The sequence below is a fragment of the Nocardia pseudovaccinii genome, from assembly GCF_050942345.1.
In the GTDB taxonomy this organism is placed as follows: Bacteria; Actinomycetota; Actinomycetes; order Mycobacteriales; family Mycobacteriaceae; genus Nocardia; species Nocardia pseudovaccinii.
The window spans coordinates 4858538-4874530 of the sequence record NZ_CP192074.1; the positions used below are offsets into that span (position 1 = coordinate 4858538).

General features: G+C 65.1%; 11 protein-coding genes. 6 read left to right on the forward strand and 5 right to left on the reverse strand.

Going from position 1 to position 15993, the window contains the following annotated elements; genetic code table 11:
- Nucleotides 1–117 precede the first annotated feature (117 nt).
- Complete coding sequence (locus tag ACQPZ2_RS21885) at nt 118–717, reverse strand: TetR/AcrR family transcriptional regulator (RefSeq protein ID WP_433527258.1); 600 nt, start codon at nt 715–717, stop codon at nt 118–120.
- A 68-nt stretch (nt 718–785) separates the two neighbouring features.
- Between ACQPZ2_RS21885 and ACQPZ2_RS21890 the strand changes: the two genes are divergently transcribed.
- The 5 genes from ACQPZ2_RS21890 (at nt 786) to ACQPZ2_RS21910 (ending at nt 9588) form a co-directional block, all read left to right on the forward strand.
- Entirely contained in the window at nt 786–1724 is a 939-nt protein-coding gene (locus tag ACQPZ2_RS21890; RefSeq protein WP_433527259.1) for a haloalkane dehalogenase, read from the forward strand.
- Nucleotides 1725–1784: 60 nt separating this feature from the next.
- Complete coding sequence (locus ACQPZ2_RS21895) at nt 1785–3371, forward strand: sulfatase-like hydrolase/transferase (RefSeq protein WP_433527260.1); 1587 nt, start codon at nt 1785–1787, stop codon at nt 3369–3371.
- Between the two features lie 59 nt (nt 3372–3430).
- Nucleotides 3431–5725 carry a hypothetical protein gene (locus ACQPZ2_RS21900; RefSeq protein ID WP_433527261.1) on the forward strand — a complete coding sequence of 765 codons (2295 nt, stop codon included), beginning with the start codon at nt 3431–3433 and terminating at the stop codon, nt 5723–5725.
- Nucleotides 5726–6236: 511 nt separating this feature from the next.
- Nucleotides 6237–8795 carry an AAA family ATPase gene (locus ACQPZ2_RS21905; protein ID WP_433527262.1) on the forward strand — a complete coding sequence of 853 codons (2559 nt, stop codon included), beginning with the start codon at nt 6237–6239 and terminating at the stop codon, nt 8793–8795.
- Between the two features lie 466 nt (nt 8796–9261).
- Nucleotides 9262–9588, forward strand: coding sequence for a hypothetical protein (locus ACQPZ2_RS21910; RefSeq protein ID WP_433527263.1), 327 nt, complete (start codon nt 9262–9264; stop codon nt 9586–9588).
- Nucleotides 9589–10635: 1047 nt separating this feature from the next.
- Here ACQPZ2_RS21910 and ACQPZ2_RS21915 read toward each other — a convergent pair.
- The 3 genes from ACQPZ2_RS21915 to ACQPZ2_RS21925 all read right to left on the reverse strand — a co-directional run bounded on the left by ACQPZ2_RS21915 (nt 10636) and on the right by ACQPZ2_RS21925 (nt 14609).
- The gene (locus tag ACQPZ2_RS21915) at nt 10636–11439 is read right to left on the reverse strand and encodes a hypothetical protein (protein WP_433527264.1); all 804 of its coding nucleotides are present in this window, start codon (nt 11437–11439) and stop codon (nt 10636–10638) included.
- A 5-nt stretch (nt 11440–11444) separates the two neighbouring features.
- Nucleotides 11445–12041: an ATP-binding cassette domain-containing protein gene (locus ACQPZ2_RS21920; RefSeq protein ID WP_433527265.1), complete on the reverse strand. Its 597-nt coding sequence runs from the start codon at nt 12039–12041 to the stop codon at nt 11445–11447.
- A gap of 573 nt (nt 12042–12614) precedes the next feature.
- Nucleotides 12615–14609, reverse strand: coding sequence for a polyprenyl synthetase family protein (locus ACQPZ2_RS21925; protein ID WP_433527266.1), 1995 nt, complete (start codon nt 14607–14609; stop codon nt 12615–12617).
- A gap of 264 nt (nt 14610–14873) precedes the next feature.
- Here ACQPZ2_RS21925 and ACQPZ2_RS21930 point away from each other — a divergent pair, with 264 nt between their 5' ends.
- On the forward strand, nt 14874–15230 hold the full coding sequence (locus tag ACQPZ2_RS21930; protein ID WP_433527490.1) for a serine hydrolase: 357 nt from the start codon (nt 14874–14876) through the stop codon (nt 15228–15230).
- Nucleotides 15231–15559: 329 nt separating this feature from the next.
- Here the strand turns inward: ACQPZ2_RS21930 and ACQPZ2_RS21935 are convergent, their stop codons facing one another.
- Nucleotides 15560–15937: a hypothetical protein gene (locus tag ACQPZ2_RS21935; RefSeq protein ID WP_433527267.1), complete on the reverse strand. Its 378-nt coding sequence runs from the start codon at nt 15935–15937 to the stop codon at nt 15560–15562.
- Nucleotides 15938–15993 lie beyond the last annotated feature (56 nt).

The window sequence follows — 15993 nt, forward strand, 5'->3', positions numbered from 1 at the left end:
GGTTGATGTTGTGTTGCGGGCCGCGGTCGCGCGAGGTGCTCGTCTTCGAGGTCTCATCCAGCGACCCGGATCCCGTTCCGCGCGTGCGTTTCTGGTGTCGAAGAGTCCGCACCACGGTCAGCCGGTGACCGCGGTGGCGGTTCCATCGATGACGGTCGGTGCGGGTGCGAGCAGTGCGGTGAGGGTAGCGCCGACGGCGGCTCGCGCGGCATCCGCGGAGAGGCCTTGATGGCGACGGAATACCTCCCAGGTCTCCCATGAAGCGGCGGCGTAGGCGGCCTCGCGGGCGGGGCGGTCGAGGCACTCCAGTTCGGGGAGGTTGGCGCGCAGGTGGGCGCGCAGGGCGGCGCGGCTTTCCTGCAAACGTTCGGCGAGGACGGCGGATTCGTGCTCGCGCAGCACGGCGGCGCGGCGGGTGCCCGAAATGCGCTCGTACAGTTCGGCTCGCAGCTCGACCAGGGTCTCGACGCGATGACCCGGATCGCCGATCACCGGACGGAGCAGGGGAAACCAGTGTCGCTCCATTTGCGTCTGGGCGGCGGCGGCATACATCGACTCGAGATCGGTGAAGTGATGGAACACCGACCTGGTCGCGACCCCGGCTCGCTCGGCCACGGCTCGTGCGGTCGGTTGCAGATCGCCTTCCTCCGTGAGCGCCAGCACGGCATCGAGTACCGCCTGACGGTTCCTTGCCGCCCGAGCGGTGCGTCCATCCATCGGGATTCATCCTAACAAGCCGCGGCGGTACTTGCACTCATGATGCAATAACATTTAGTGTCAGGACTATGCACGCACTGCGTACGCCTGAGGAACGGTTCTCAGCCCTGCCCGACTTTCCGTTCCCGCCGCACTATGTCGAAGTCGCGGCCGGTGACGGCGGCGACACCCGCCTGCGCGTGCACTACCTCGACGAGGGTCCGCGAGATGGCGAGGTCGTCGTACTGCTGCACGGCGAGCCGTCCTGGAGTTTCCTGTACCGCAGCATGATTCCGGTGCTCGTCGCGGCGGGCCGGCGGTGTGTCGCGCCGGATCTGGTCGGCTTCGGCCGCAGCGACAAGCCCGTCGACCGAGCTGACTATACGTATTCCCGCCATGTCGAATGGCTGCGAGAAGTGCTCTTCGACCACCTGGATCTCGCGTCCATCACGCTCGTCTGCCAGGACTGGGGCGGACTGATCGGGCTGCGGCTCGTCGCCGAACATCCCGATCGCTTCGCCCGGGTGGTCGCGGCCAACACCGGACTTCCCGACGGAACGGCAACGCTGAGCGACGCCTTTCTCGCCTGGCAGCGGTTCTCACAGGAGACGCCGCGGTTGCCGGTCGGGACCATTGTCGAAAATGGTTGCCGGGCAAAGCTTTCCCCCGAGGCAGTGGCCGCCTACGACGCCCCGTTTCCCGATGAGAGCTACAAGGCCGGTGCCCGTGCCTTCCCTCTCCTGGTCCCGGCCCGGCCCGACGACCCGGCCGCCGCGGCGAACCGCCGGGCCTGGGAGCAGCTGGCCCGCTTCGACAAACCGTTTCTCACGGCCTTCTCCGATGGCGACCCGATCACAGCCGGTGGCGAGAAGATCTTCCAGCGCAAGATTCCCGGGGCGTCCGGTCAACCGCACACGGTGATCGAGGGCGCGGGACATTTTCTGCAGGAGGACAACGGTCCTCGGCTCGCGTCGGTGGTGAACCACTTCATGGACGATTCCTCTCAGCACCCGACCGAAAGGCAGTAGGACACAGTGTCGATCAGCAGGCGTGGGTTCTTCGGTAGCGGAGCGGCGGCGACCGCTGCCATGACCGTCGGGAGCCCGAGCGCATCCGCCCGGCCGCGCATGGACATTCACCCCGACAAGCCGAATATTCTCGTCGTCATCGTCGACGAGATGCGGGCCCCCATGTGGTTTCCGGACCAGCCCGTGCTCGACACCATCCTTCCGAACATCGCCGGGTTGCGGTCCAAGTCGGTCTCGTTCGAACAGCACTACACCGCCGCCAACGACTGCACGCCCTCTCGCGGCGCGCTGGTGACCGGCCTGTACTCACATCAGACCGGCTGTTTGTCGACCTCGACCTCGCGGCTGTCGCCGAGCTTCCCGACCTGGGGCTCGATGCTGCGCGAACAGGGCTACCGCACCTCGTGGTGGGGCAAATGGCATTTGGGCCACGACGCCGACACGACGCCGGGCGGGTTGGAGCGTCACGGCTTCGATGGCGGCACCTACCCTTCGCCCAACGGGACGCCCGAGCAGGGCCTGCAGATGGACGGCCGGATCGTCGACCAGTTCGTCGACTGGTTCGATACCGATGCGGGCCAAGGCCCCTGGTGTACGACGGTGTCGCTGGTCAACCCGCACGATGTCCAGTGGTGGCCGCGCTGGACCCGGCGCACCTCGGCGTTCAACAACATTCCGCGCTGGATCGACACACTGCCCGCCAATCACGAAACCCTCGAACAACTCTCGCGCAAGCCTCGTCTGCAGATGGCCTTGGTGCAGGTGTCGGCGGCGACCTTCGGCGTCGCGCCGTACGGCACGCCCGATGCCGACCAGGAGTGGATCGACCTGCTCAATCTCTACCTGTGGTTCCAGCAGCAGGTGGATATCCAGATCGGCCGGGTACTGACGGAATTGGCGACCCGTCCGGAGGTGGCGGCCAATACCGTGGTGGTATTCACCTCCGATCACGGTGACTACGCAGGCTCCCACGGCTTGCACGGCAAGGGCGGCGGGGCCTACGACGAGGCCATCCGGGTGCCGCTGTTCGTCTACGACCCGCGCGGTGACCTCACTCCGGCAGCCGGCACCCGCACCCAGCTCACCTCCAGCATCGACCTTGCTCCACTGCTGCTGACCATCGGCACCGGCGGCAACGGCTGGCGCGGCGAGGAGCGCTACGCCCATCTGGCAAGCAGACACGATATCGCCGCGGTCTGCCGCGACTCGGGCGCGCCGGGGCGGCCCTGGATCGTGCACACCACCGACGAACACTCCATCGAGGAAGCCGCGGTGCTGTTCGACCGCAACGCACCCGGCCATGTGGTGGCCGTACGGACCGCCGACGCGAAGTTCGTCCGCTACTCGCACTGGGTGCAGGGCTCCGCGGAGATCGATCCGGCGCTCGAGGAGGAGTACGAGCTCTACGACTACTCGACCCGCGACGGTGAACTCGAACTGAACAACTCCGCCGCGGTGGGCGGGAGCCTGCGCGACGCGATGAGCCGGCTGCACGACCGAGCCGTCAGCGAAGAGCTGCACCGACCGCTGCCCGACTACCTGCAGCAGGCACAGCAAGAGGGCTGGAACGACTACAACACCCAGATCGCCGAGCCGTTCGGCGAACAGCTCAGCGACTTCCTCCGCGACGGCATCGGCGCGAAGTAGCCCACCTACTTGTGCGTGTCGCGTTGACCGACGCGTGCCCGGTTCTGAGGATGGGCGGCGTGACCTGGATCGGGAGCGCCGTGCGGGCGCGGGGTGGGTGGCTGTGGATGGTGTTGGTCGTACTGGCCGGCGTGGTAGTCCCGGTGACCCTGGTGCCCAGTACGGGAGGCGCGAACGACGGCGCGGATGCGGAGTGGTCGGCCACTTCGGATATGTTCGCGCCGAACGATTTTCGAGCCGCCCCATATCTGGGCAATGGGCGGATCGGCACGATGCTGCCCCCCAGCGGCGGTGGGTATCACGATTACGGCGACACGGCACGTACCGCGTTTCCATTGCAGCAGCCTCGGTATACCGGCACGTATCTGGCGGGTTTCTATGCCGAAGGGGGTCCCTCGCCGCAGTACACGCAGGTGATCGCGGCGTTACCGGCCTGGTCAGGGCTCACCGTCGGGGTCGCCGGTCAGCAATATCGAGCCGACGTGGATCCGGCGGCCATAAACGACTACCGGCAGACGCTGGATTACCGGACCGCCACGGCGACGACGCAAGTCACCTGGACCCCGGATCCCGAGCATCGGATACGGTTGCGTTACGACACGTTCGTGTCCCGCTCGCGACCCGATCTGGCGGTGCAGCGGTTGACCCTCGCCCCGGACTTCTCCGGAGATCTCGATGTCACCGATCTGATCGACACCGCTGCCACGCGGCGGACGTCCCCGGTGACCGCCTTCGCCGATCCGGCCCGCCAGCAGAGTGTCGCAGGGGTGCGCGCGGACGGCTCGCCGGACACCGCGTTCGTGGTTTCGGCCGTCGATACACCACAGCACACTGTGGCCGCAGCGCTGCCCGCCACCTCCGGGATCCGCTACACCACCCCGGTGACCGAGGGGGGCAGTTACACCTTCACCAAGTACGTGGGGATCTCGTCGACCGACTACGGTCCCGATCCGCAGGCCGCTGCCACCACCGCGGCCGAGTCCGGCCGTACGGAGGGCTACAACACCGCACACGGCGCGCATGCCGACGCGTGGGACCAGTTGTGGCAGAAGGGGATCGAGATCGACGGGCGCGACGACTACACCCGGTGGATTCGCGCGGCGATGTATTCGGTGCTGGCCAGCGTCCGTGCGGGCGACCGGTGGTCCGTGCAGCCCGCGGGACTGTCGTCCGACGACTACGGCGGCATAACGTTCTGGGATGCCGACACCTGGATCTTCCCGACACTGCTGGCGCTGTACCCGGACCTGGCGCGCACGATAGTCGACTTCCGTAGCCAGGCCCTGCCGTCCGCGCGGGCCAACGCTCGCGGTTACGGGCTCCCGGGTGCGTTGTATCCGTGGAACGACGGCCCTGCCCAGCGATGCGCCTCACCATGGGTGTGCGGGCTCACCGAGGAACACCTGCACAACGAAATCGCCCTGGCTCAGTGGCAGTACTACACCGCTACCGGCGATCTGGAATGGCTGCACAGCAACGGTGCCCCGGTGATCACCGCGATCGCCGACTATCTCACCGCCCGGGTAGGCCCGAAAATGCCCGACGGCAAATACCATTACGTGCCCGCGGCCGGAGCCGACGAATACGTCACCCTGTCGATCGACAACGCTCTCACCAACGGCGGCGTGATGAACACGATGCGCATCGCTGCCCAGGCCGCGGGGTTGGCGGGGCTGCCGGTCGACCCACGCTGGGCCGACATCGCCGCCAACATGGCCATGCCACCCGACACCGCCCCCGGCGTACCCGCCGAATACCTCGGGTACGCGGGCGCACCGATCAAGCAGGCGGATACCGTCCTGCTCAGCTACCCGTTCTCCTACACCGCACCCGGGTACTCGCCGGTCGACACCCTGCACTACTACTTCGACCGGACCGACCCCGACGGCCCGAACATGAGTAATGCCGTCGGCGCGATCCTCAGCGCCGAATACGACCCCTGCCTTACCCAGTACTACCTGGACCAGTCGGTGCGGCCATACGTACGCGGTCCCTACAACTTCCAGTCCGAAGCCCGCGGTGACCGTTCCGGCGCCAACGTACTCGGCCAGGCGGCCTGGATCTTCGTTACCGGCGCGGCCGGTTTCCTGCAGGGACTGCTCTACGCCCCGACCGGTTTGCGCTGGACCGATACGAATCCGCGACTGAACCCCATGCTGCCCAACGGATTCCCACACGGCATGACCATCCACGGGCTCTCGGTGGGCACCGGCACCGTCACCGTCCGCATCACCTCGGACACCACGACGCTCACCCTCACCTCCGGCGACCCGATAACCTTCGACACCCCCGCAGGCCCGAAAACCGTCACCTCGACACAACCGCTGCAAATACCCACCCGATCAGCCTGCTGACCACAATTCGCGAGTCCGCTTCGCTCGAACAGTTGGGCGGTGTTCTTCTCGACCGTCATCGCGGTAAGTCCGCTGCCGTCGTCATCGGGGTAGGTGCGTCGTCAAAAATCCCCGAACTGCGTTGTCGTTGTGAGGATTGCGACCACGGGGTCGTTGCCGCCCCAGCAGCCATGGTCGGGCGCCATCGGCGTGGGCTGGTCTGTCAGTTGGATGGCAGCGATCTCGCGCATCCGTGGGGGTGAAGGCCGTGCACTCGGTGCCCGGCTCGAGGACGATTCACTGGCAGAGGCCGGATGACTACGAGTGCGACTTCGACGGTGTTGTCTCCGGTTTGGTGGGCTTGCGGTGATGTGGCGTCGGGTTACGCAGCGCCACTGCCGGTGACGGCGAAACAGCGGGGGAGCCACCGGAAAACGCCGCGTCCCCACGGGAGCAATAACCGCTGGACGTGGGGCGATCCAGGTCTGCTCAACAAGGGCCTGCCTGCTTGCGGGGACTACAATTCTCTTGTATGGATGTCAGGCGTCGGGAAGGCGTGGACAGCCTACCGACCACTACCCATAGCTTTGTCGGAAGAGACCGCGAGCTGGAGAAAATCAGCACCCTACTGCTGGGTCCGGCTCGATTGATCACCCTCACCGGTCCGGGTGGGATCGGGAAGACTCGTCTGGCCATCGAAGCGTTGCGCCGTTACGGCAAGGCCGAAGCCAAGAAGACACGAGCCTGGTGGGTGCGATTGGCCCGACTGACTCCAGGTTCGGATACGACCGCGGTCGCAGAAGAAGTTGCCCACGCGGTGATCGAGGCGGATTTCTCCGGGCGATCGGCGTGGGATGCCTTGATCGACACCCTCACTCGAACCGACTCCGCCGGGCGTGCCCCGCGCACGGTTCTGGTGCTGGACAACTGCGAGCACGTAGTCTCCGGCGTCGGGCCCCTGATCGCCGACCTCATCGACACGGTACCGGGGCTGACTATCGTGGCCACCAGCCGCGAACCCGTCGGCTGGATCGACGAACACGTAATCACTGTTCCGCCGCTATCGCAGCGCGAAGCCCTGGCCCTGTTTCGGCATCGCGCCGAGCTCACCGAACATCCTGTCACCGGCGACGACCAGACCGCCACCGCCGCCGAGATCTGCCACCGCGTCAACAACCATCCCCTCTATATCCAATTGGCGGCCGCACGCCTGCTTCGCCAACCGCTGGCCGCCATTCTGCACGGGCTCACCGGCCATGCCGATGACACTCGAATGAGCTGGTCGCACGGCCCACGCGTGGGCGTCGACCCCCGCCATCGAGGAGTCGTCGATGTCATCTCCTGGTCCTACGAGCTGTGCAGCGACAAGGAACGTCTGCTCTTCGACCGCCTGTCGGTGTTCGCCGCCGGCTACGACACCAATCCCGACGACACGGCAGAGGCCGCACCCGATGTGGGTGCCGAGTTGGACGCAATCGAGACAATCTGCTGCGACGATGAAGCCAGCGACACGCAAGCGACACTGACCCGGCCAGAGATCGAGGGCCTGCTCGAGCGCCTTGTCGATCAGTCGTTGGTCACGACGCACAGGACGGCAACAGCAGTGCGATATTCCCTGGTGGAGAGCCTGCGGGTATTCGCCCAGCAGCGACTGCACCAGCGCTCCACCGACGCGGTGGACGAACCCGCCCGGCTGGCCCAGCGGCACTGCCGCTACTACCACGACAAGATCGCCTACGCCGCGGCCAACTGGTTCAGTCCCGAAGGGCAAGCCCTGGTGGACTGGGCTCGGACGGTCTGGGCCAACACCCTCACCGCGATCGAAACCAGCATCACCACCCCGGGCCGAGCCGGAGACGGTCTGGAGATCTGTCTAGGGCTGATCACCCTGCAGGTGTGCTTCACCAGCGGCTCGGTACGTGAAATACGCCAATGGACCCTGCGCTGTCTGGACGCCACCCGGACAGCGACCCCGCAACCCATTGAACTCCAGATCGGGGCCATGGCCACCATCGCGTGGCTCGCCACGCTCCAAGGCACCATCGAGGACGCCGAACAGATGCTCGAGGACTGCGTCGCCGCCTGCATTCCCGACCCAGACACCAGGCGGAACTGGCGAGATACCGCCGAGACCGACATCGGCCTGCCCGCTCCAGTCGAATTCGCGTGGGGGGCGGAGCTGATATTCGCGTGCCGTGACGCCCGCGCCATCACCGTCCTGAGCCGATCCCGGGATAAATTCGAGGCCTACGGCGACCACGGCGCTGCCTCGATGAACGAGCTGTTCGCTGCCCTGGCCGCAGGCATGCTGGGAACCGCGCAGCAGGCCCAAGAGATCACGCAGCGGTACCTCGATCGCGCGAACGTCTCCGGAATTCCATGGGAAAAGGCTTGCGCCGAACTCACCAGGTCGGCCGCCTTGACCCGACACGGCAACCCCACCGAAGCACTGGCCCTCGAACGATCCTCGCTGGCATATCACCTCGCCACCAACGAGCAATGGGCCGCGGTGTGGTTGGTGCAGTACCGGACCTGGTCATTGGCGCAAATCATCACCGACTCGATCGTCGCCGGAAAACCCGACCGCAAGAAGCTGGTTGCCCTGGCCACCGAAATCGCCTACCTGGTCGGCGGCACCGCGACCCTACGGGGCAAACTCGGCATCGACATCAAGGCGTCGGGCCCTCTGCTCGACGAATCCGAAAAAGCCATCGCTGTCGCCCGTCGAGTGCTGGGGCCCGATGCCTTCGCCGCGGCAGAATCCCGAGGCATGCGTCTGCGTCCGGAACGAAACGAAGTGCAACGGCTGGCAATGGGCACTCTGACCACCGAGGCTTCAGCGGACGAGGCCCCCGCCTCGCACTGGGACGAACTGTCTCGCACCGAACAACAGGTTGCGATCCTGGCCGCGGCCGGGTGGACCAACACCGCCATTGCCACCCGTCATGGCAAGTCGTCCCGAACTGTCGACACCCAGATCGCGGCGATTTTCAATAAACTGGACATCACCTCACGTAGAGACATCACCGCGCACATTCCCAAGGAATTCGCAGACCGGGTCCGAGGCGAAACCACCCGACGACCGCGCTGACCGCAGAACTGTCGTTGCATGATGCCTGCCTACAATCGCCAGCATCGGCAGACTCCCCTGACCAAGGCAAACGACGACTCTCAGCACGGCTAGCATCCCTTCGTACTCCCTGACTCGGTTAAAACCAAGGGCACCGACAAAGTGGCCGTTCGAGATGCGCGCGGTGATCATCTTCCCCTGCCACCGACACCATCGGATCCCGGCTTGCTCAGGTTGCGGCATCGGTATGCCTTAGGTATGTCACGGATGTGGGGTTGTTGTCACTGACGCAGGGTGGTTGTCGTGCAGGGATGCGGCGCCGAACTTCACAGCCAAGCAGCCGGATCGCAGCCGAGCTCGACCGCTACGTCGAGTCAACAGTAAACGGGTACGTGCGCGCAGGCCGCACAGCGATAGCAGATCCAACCGGCGCACCGAGACACAATCTCCGGTGGCTGGGCCGACTCCGACCGGAACCGAATCACCCATGACAACTGCTCTATTGCCTCTTGCATACGGATATCTGCGCGACGATCTACTCGGTGCCAGCGACTCGGATTCGAGTGAAGACCGGCTGCGGAACACCGCCAGGTCGCTCGGCTACGAGCTGGCTACGGTATTCCATGAACCCTCACCCCAGATCGGGACGCTGCCCCCAGCATTCGTCGACCTCGTCCAGGAATGCCGGCGAGCCGCAGCCCACGTGGTGATAACCCTGCGCGGGCACATGTCGGAAATGGCCGTATGCCGGATGGTGCTGCTGGCGGTTCTCGACGTCCGAGCCGGCGCCGCAGTGCACGAAGTCGAGGTTTGAACCACTGCCTGGCCGCTGGGGCGGCTAGATTTTGCCGCCGTTCGTTCCCGCGCGCGGCGCGCGTTTCGTTCGATGTCCAACCGCACCTGACCGACGATCGCCTGCCTGCCGTGCGTCGTGATGCGTGGGCTGGGACAGTTCTTCACGGGTCTGCTGCCCAACGACGCTGACGCTCGGCGTCGACCAGGGTAGTGACGCCCGTGGCGACAATGGTGCGTGTGGCCTCGACCGACGCGTAAGTCCACAGGACGGGGCGCAGGTGCGTTCGATGTCGAGGCGCGCGCTCCTGCGTCGGCGCCCGGCTCGAGCGCCACCTCGCCGCCATCGAGGCCCGGGGCCCACGCCGAACAGGACACGGCAGCAAAGGTCGAGAAGGCCATCCGCCCGCTCACCGACGACCCACGCGTCCAAGCCGGGACCAAGGCGATCGGCGAAGCATTTGGACAGGTCGACCCAGCGTCACAGCTCCCAAAAGCGATGACAGAGGACGAAATACAGGCCGCCGCCGCCTACTTCGAACGCATGAACCAACGCGGGTGGAGCACATAATCACGTATGACGGTCTGTCGGATGAGTTGACGACGGATCTGATATCTGTCGAGAAACTCATCGACCAAACCGAAGCTCTGGCCGCCTCGCCGCACAACAACAAGACGAGACCCACCGACTCCGCGCTGGCGCGGATCCGACCGCGAACGGCCACCCGCCCCAGCGACACGGAAGACGTTCATCAGACCATGCTGACGAAGCATCGTCGTGGCGTCGACCGCGAGCAGTTGTCGGCACCGCCGAGACTGGCCGTTGGGCAAACACGTCGGCGAAGCGGCTGTCCGAATTTCGTTGATGCTGAGGCAGTCTCGTTGATCTGCGGAAGCTGGCGAATCTGCTTCATTTGTATGAGACGGGCGGCTGGAGGGGCCCGTTTGTTTGGCGACGAGGTCTAACAGCAACGAAGCGTACGAGTGCAGTTGCACTACCAAGTCCCACGTTGCCGGGCGAAGAGGGTTGTACCGAACCATTCACCAGATGGTCGTGCGGAGAGACCGATCAATGCTTCGCCGACTGTCCGGGCACGCCGATCGGCATGGTGGGACCAAGAGCCGAGCGGGTGCGCAGATGGAAAGCGACCAGCCCGACCAGGACGCTCGCGCTGAACCAGGCCAGTTGCACGGCCAATCCGGTGAATGGTGTGCTGTCGGAGAAACCGGCCGTGGTCGAAGCTTGCATGGCACCGTAGGAGGGCAGCAAGCGCACGAAATCACTGTCCGCTCCGATACTGGCGATGGGGTTCTGCACGACCATGTCGAAGCAGCTGATCATCGCGATCGCGAACATGCCCTCCACCTCTCGGCGCAGCAGCGTGCCGAACACGACACCGAGTGCCCCGTAGGTCATCGCGTCGCAGAAAAGCGCCGCGGCGAGCAGGATCGGCTGGTGCGGCGACCAAGAAAAGCAGATGGCCACGGTGGCGTAGGCGCTGACCGCCACCGCGGCCACCACCAGACAAGCGATTTTCGCCAAACCCAAAGCGACCCGGGGAAATCCGGCCATACACAAACGCCGGTCGAATGCGCCGCTGCTGAAAGTCGCCGCGAACATCATGAACCCGATGATCAGACAGACCGCGGTCAGGGCGCCGGAGATCTGGGCGAGCTCATTGCCGTTGGCGTGCACGACGATATCGGTGTCTCGAAGCCGGAACGGTACCTGTGTGTCTGTGATGATCAGGCCCGCCAGCGTGACGAATAGGGGGATGAAGACAGCGACCAACAGCATGGCGAACCGGTTACGCGCATGCTCGATCAGGCCGTAGCGTGTGGCTGTCACGAACAGCCGTACATTCTCACTCATCCGGCCTATTCCTCTCTGCCCTGCAGGACGCCGTCGCGCAATCGCCACACCTGATCGAGCCGGTCGGTGTCGTAGGCCAGATGCGACACGACCAGAACCGAGCCACCGGTGTCACGGAACTGCGCGACCAGATCCCAGAAACGCAGATACGTTTCCCAGTCGAAACCCTGATACGGCTCGTCGAGTAGCAGAACCTGCGGGTCGTGCATCACCGCCAGCGTCAGGTTGAGTTTCTGGCGGGTGCCGCCGCTCAGCGTCGCGACCCGCTCTTCGGCGTATTCGGAGAAACGCAGAATCTCCATGGTCTCCTCGGCCCGCCGCAGATCCGGGACCGCGTAGGCCGCGGCGAAGAAATTCAGGTGCTGGCGAACCGTGAACGCATCGTTCAAGATCACCTGCTGCGGACAGTAACCGAAGCGCCCACGGTGGCGGACCACCCCCTGGTGCGGACGCAACTCTCCCGAGAGAACCTTCAACAGCGTCGACTTGCCCGTTCCGTTCTCACCGACGATGCCCACCAGCATCCCCGGAGATAGCGCGAAATCGATGCCACGCAGCACCGACCGCCTGCCGTATGAATGGTGGAGGTCCTGTACTTCCATCAACACCCCTTACCCGCCGATGTAGTCGCCCGACCACCGCTCGAATGCTACCCATACGCCACGAAAACACATGCCAGAACAGCCAATTCGCGAATCCATGTACTGGAAACGCCACCGCCGCCACCCTTGCCTTCGATGAGCAGTTCGACTCGGCGAAGCGCTGCGGACGTGCAGGCCAGGTACCCCCCGCCGGACAGAGGCGACGCGAACTGCCGCGGTTCAGGCGGGTCACCAGCGGCTGGCCTGGATGCGAATTGTCCACCGGCCGCCGGACAGAGCCCTGCCGAATATTGGGCGTCCCACTGGATTACCGACCGATCAGTTGCGCACCGACATCCAAATGCCTTTTGCCGCTGTGACTTTCGTGCCGCCTCTCAACGGTATGAGCAGCGACACGGACCTTCACTCGCGGTGAACGACACTCGGGTGCCGGGTTTCCCGGCAGCCAGGACGCGTCTTGTAAGTGTCCACGCTTGTCGCGAGCGGATACCCGGTCCTCGACTCGGCACGCTGGTCCGGATCGACGAGGACCGGGGATCGGGCGGAGCAGGGAAGGTGTGTTGGGTTGCGGGTTTACGGCACAGCGGGAACCCGGTAGTGGTAGAGCTCATGGCGCAAGCGTTCCAAGTCCGGCGCTGCGGAAGCGGAGGTCGGCGTGTACCTGTCGGACTGATGCAGCCAGAACGCCATGTCCCTGCCGTCCTCGTAGATCGAGATGTACTCTTTGCGCCGACCGGATAGACCGGGAATCATGCGAAGGAGCGCGGGGATGTAGCGACTCACCGCCTCGATCTGGGCGCGTTTCTCGGTCAGCTGGTGCCGCACCTGCTCGACGGCTTCGTCGCGGCTGCATCCGGTCTCGTGACAGATCGCCCTGACCAGGTTGTAGGGGACATGATCGGCCTCGTCCCGATCCAGCCCCGCCAGGTCGTTCTCTGCGGCCGTCACCCAGCAGAGAAGTTCCTCGAGGCGGCGGATCACGGGGTGTCTCCGCAGCGTCGAGGGCAGTTCGAGGTCTCGGAACACCTCCAGACAGGCAAGGGCGGTGTCGACCCCAAAGGTCGATATCCGCAGTGGCAGGTAGTCAGCCGTGGTGGGAATGTAGCCGTCGATGCGATGGTGCGCTTCGCGTTCGCAGGCTTCGAACCAGTCTTCGACGTTGTCGAGGAACCGCTCCTGCCAAGCGATGGTGCGGCCTTCGCGCAGGCGTGGCCACACACTCGCCCACGCCTTCGCAATCGCGCCGGACCGCCACGGAGCCTGCGGATCCTGGCGCAGCACAGCCACCATCCCGCGCCGCAGCGCGGTGACAGCTTCCGGATCGCTCAACTGCGGATCCTCGAACAAGTCATCCCACACAAGGACCAGCACGGCCATGGCGACGCAGGCCATTTCACGGGCGGTCTCCACCGTCGTTGCGAGCTGTATCGGGAACCCGAACGCTCCTGCCCATCGGTGATGGTCGAACTCGGCCGGGGAGGCGATAAGGCCGGTGTCGGCCATCCAGTTCCTCAGCCAGGACATGGCCTGCGGCGAGAGCAGGTGACTGCCGGCCTGTGGCGGCGTCGAGGGTTCGGAGGCCATCGGGCGGTGAGACCGCCGGTCGAGAACGGACCGGGTATAAGCGGTGATCGCGTGGCGGACGCGCGGGTCGACGGCCACGGTGGCAAGCCGACCATCGGCCAAGGCCACGAACTCCTCGGCGACCGCCTGTGCTTCGTCCACGGCACCGGAGGCGATCACGAGCTCACGGGCACGCGCGGTTTGCTCCCGCGTCATCCGCCTGCCCAGCAGGCGAGCAAGACCGCGGTCGCGGGCAGTTGCGCGGATCACGGGCAAGGTGTAGATGCCCTCGAACAGATCGGTGTTGACCGGCTTGCCCATTTCTTCGGCGGTCGAGGTCAAATCGAGGATGTCATCACACAACTGGTAGGCCAACCCGAAGTATCGACCGAACTCGGCCAGCGCCTCTTCGTGCTCATCGGAACAGTCGGCCTGCATCGCACCCACCCGGCACGCCAACGACAGCAACGCCGCCGTCTTTCCGCCGATCGCCTCCAGATAGGACTGCTCACTTCGCGAAGCCACATACTCATCGGCGGCCTCGATCACCATGCCCGCACACATCTGCTCACTAACGATCGCCGCCGCGGAAACTTCACGCTGGCCGAGTTCGGCCAGCATGCGCGTACCCGAGGACGTCACACAGTCGCCCGCCAATACCGCCATATGCGAACCCCACACCGCGTTTGCGCTGGGACGGCCACGACGCTGATCCGCGTGATCGATCACGTCGTCGTGATACAGCGACCCCAGATGCAGCAACTCCACCGCGGCAGCGGCGCGCACCGCCCGGTCACCGGCCGGTGCCGCCGGATCGGTGAGCAGGTAGTACGACAGCAACGTCAACGTCGGACGCACCAGGCGACGAGACGTATCCGGCCCCTCGTCGGTCAGCGCGGTCAGCTCAGGCCTGCCCCGAAACTGCACGGGCCCGAGAACATCACGGACACGGTCCAGGTCCGCATCCAGATGAGGGAAGACAGCAGAATCGATCTCAGGTGGCATGCACACATCTCCTGACTGGTGACATCGGTCATCTACAACGCTGACCCAGCGAAGTTTGACACCACATCACACGGAAGATGTTGGTATCAACCAATTTTGACGCCACCATCACAGCGTCGGCGTCGGCTGCCCATCAGCAGCCCACGGTGAACGCCTGCCCGCCGCAGGCCGCCGCTCGAGCCCGACATACCCGGGCACTGGCAACAGCGGCCGGGACGGTGACGTTGCGCCGCTACGCATTCCGCGGCGTGGCGGCGCGCGGAGATCCCGGCCATCAACGGTCACGGCAACGCACGCTCGGTCGCCGCGGTCCAATCGATACTCGCCTGCGGCGGCAGCCTCGGCGGTGTTCGCCTGCTGTCACAGGCCGGTTGTGACCGCGTATTCGAAGAACAGTTCCACGGCCGCGATCGTGTCCTGCAACGACCGATCCGCTGGGGCATGGGCTACCGCCTCGAGGGCCGCACCTGCTCGTGGGGCGGATGGGGCGGCTCCCTGGTGCTCGTCGATGTCGAGCACCACATGACCGTGTCCTACGTGATGAACCAGATGCAGTGCACCGACGACAATATGCGAGCCCTCAGCATCCTCATCGCCGCCTACGACGCACTGACCACCTGACAGCCGCGCAGGGTTCCTCCGGGCGTACCCGCCACGTCGCACCGACGAATGGGGTATCTGTGCAGGCCGAAAAGCCCTGGTGCAGTAAGTAGTCGGCATGCAGGGCGCGGGGTGATGGCACGTGCGAACGCCTCTGCCCTCGAGCGCCGGTGCGCCCGGAGCACGGCTGCGACTTCGACGTCGCGTCTCGACGTCGAGGTGCCGGTCGGTGACATCGACTGGTATCACCGTTCTTCGCCCAGATCGGGTGGGTATTGCGATGGACGATCTGCTGGCGTGCAACGCGAGTGGCATGCGGTGGCATTTTGACTCGGCGTCATCGCGGATAGTTATGGGGTACCGGAATAGGCACCCACGATCGTGGACCTCAATGACTCGGCAAAGGAGCGCAGCGGGTCGTCGTCGCTCGCAGCGATCGGCGTCGTCGTAGTGGCTGTGAAATTGACGTTCAGTGACATCGAGATCTTCTCGATGTCATCGCCTACCATTGCGCAGACCGTCTCGAGGGGAATACCGGCCTCGGCGCATGCTTGTGCGGCACGGGAAAGCCGATCCCATGGCGAAGCCCTTGCGGCGGCGTCCACCAGGACGAGCGCTAATTCGAGAGCAGCTTTGAGTACCGCGTTGGCACCGTGATCTGTCGGACAATCACGGTCCGCTCTGTGTTGGTGGCCGGTTCGGCGTTGCTCGCTTGGGTCCATGCTCATGGCACTCCCTCCACAAGATTTGGTGATGACACAGTACGATTCGGCCTCCAACAATT

Coding starts and splice junctions, on each gene's coding strand:
- ACQPZ2_RS21885 (WP_433527258.1), bottom strand. CDS start 717: ATGGATGGACGCACCGCTCGGGCGGCAAGGAACCGTCAGGCGGTACTC.
- ACQPZ2_RS21890 (WP_433527259.1), top strand. CDS start 786: ATGCACGCACTGCGTACGCCTGAGGAACGGTTCTCAGCCCTGCCCGAC.
- ACQPZ2_RS21895 (WP_433527260.1), top strand. CDS start 1,785: ATGACCGTCGGGAGCCCGAGCGCATCCGCCCGGCCGCGCATGGACATT.
- ACQPZ2_RS21905 (WP_433527262.1), top strand. CDS start 6,237: ATGGATGTCAGGCGTCGGGAAGGCGTGGACAGCCTACCGACCACTACC.
- ACQPZ2_RS21910 (WP_433527263.1), top strand. CDS start 9,262: ATGACAACTGCTCTATTGCCTCTTGCATACGGATATCTGCGCGACGAT.
- ACQPZ2_RS21915 (WP_433527264.1), bottom strand. CDS start 11,439: ATGAGTGAGAATGTACGGCTGTTCGTGACAGCCACACGCTACGGCCTG.
- ACQPZ2_RS21920 (WP_433527265.1), bottom strand. CDS start 12,041: ATGGAAGTACAGGACCTCCACCATTCATACGGCAGGCGGTCGGTGCTG.
- ACQPZ2_RS21925 (WP_433527266.1), bottom strand. CDS start 14,609: ATGCCACCTGAGATCGATTCTGCTGTCTTCCCTCATCTGGATGCGGAC.
- ACQPZ2_RS21935 (WP_433527267.1), bottom strand. CDS start 15,937: ATGAGCATGGACCCAAGCGAGCAACGCCGAACCGGCCACCAACACAGA.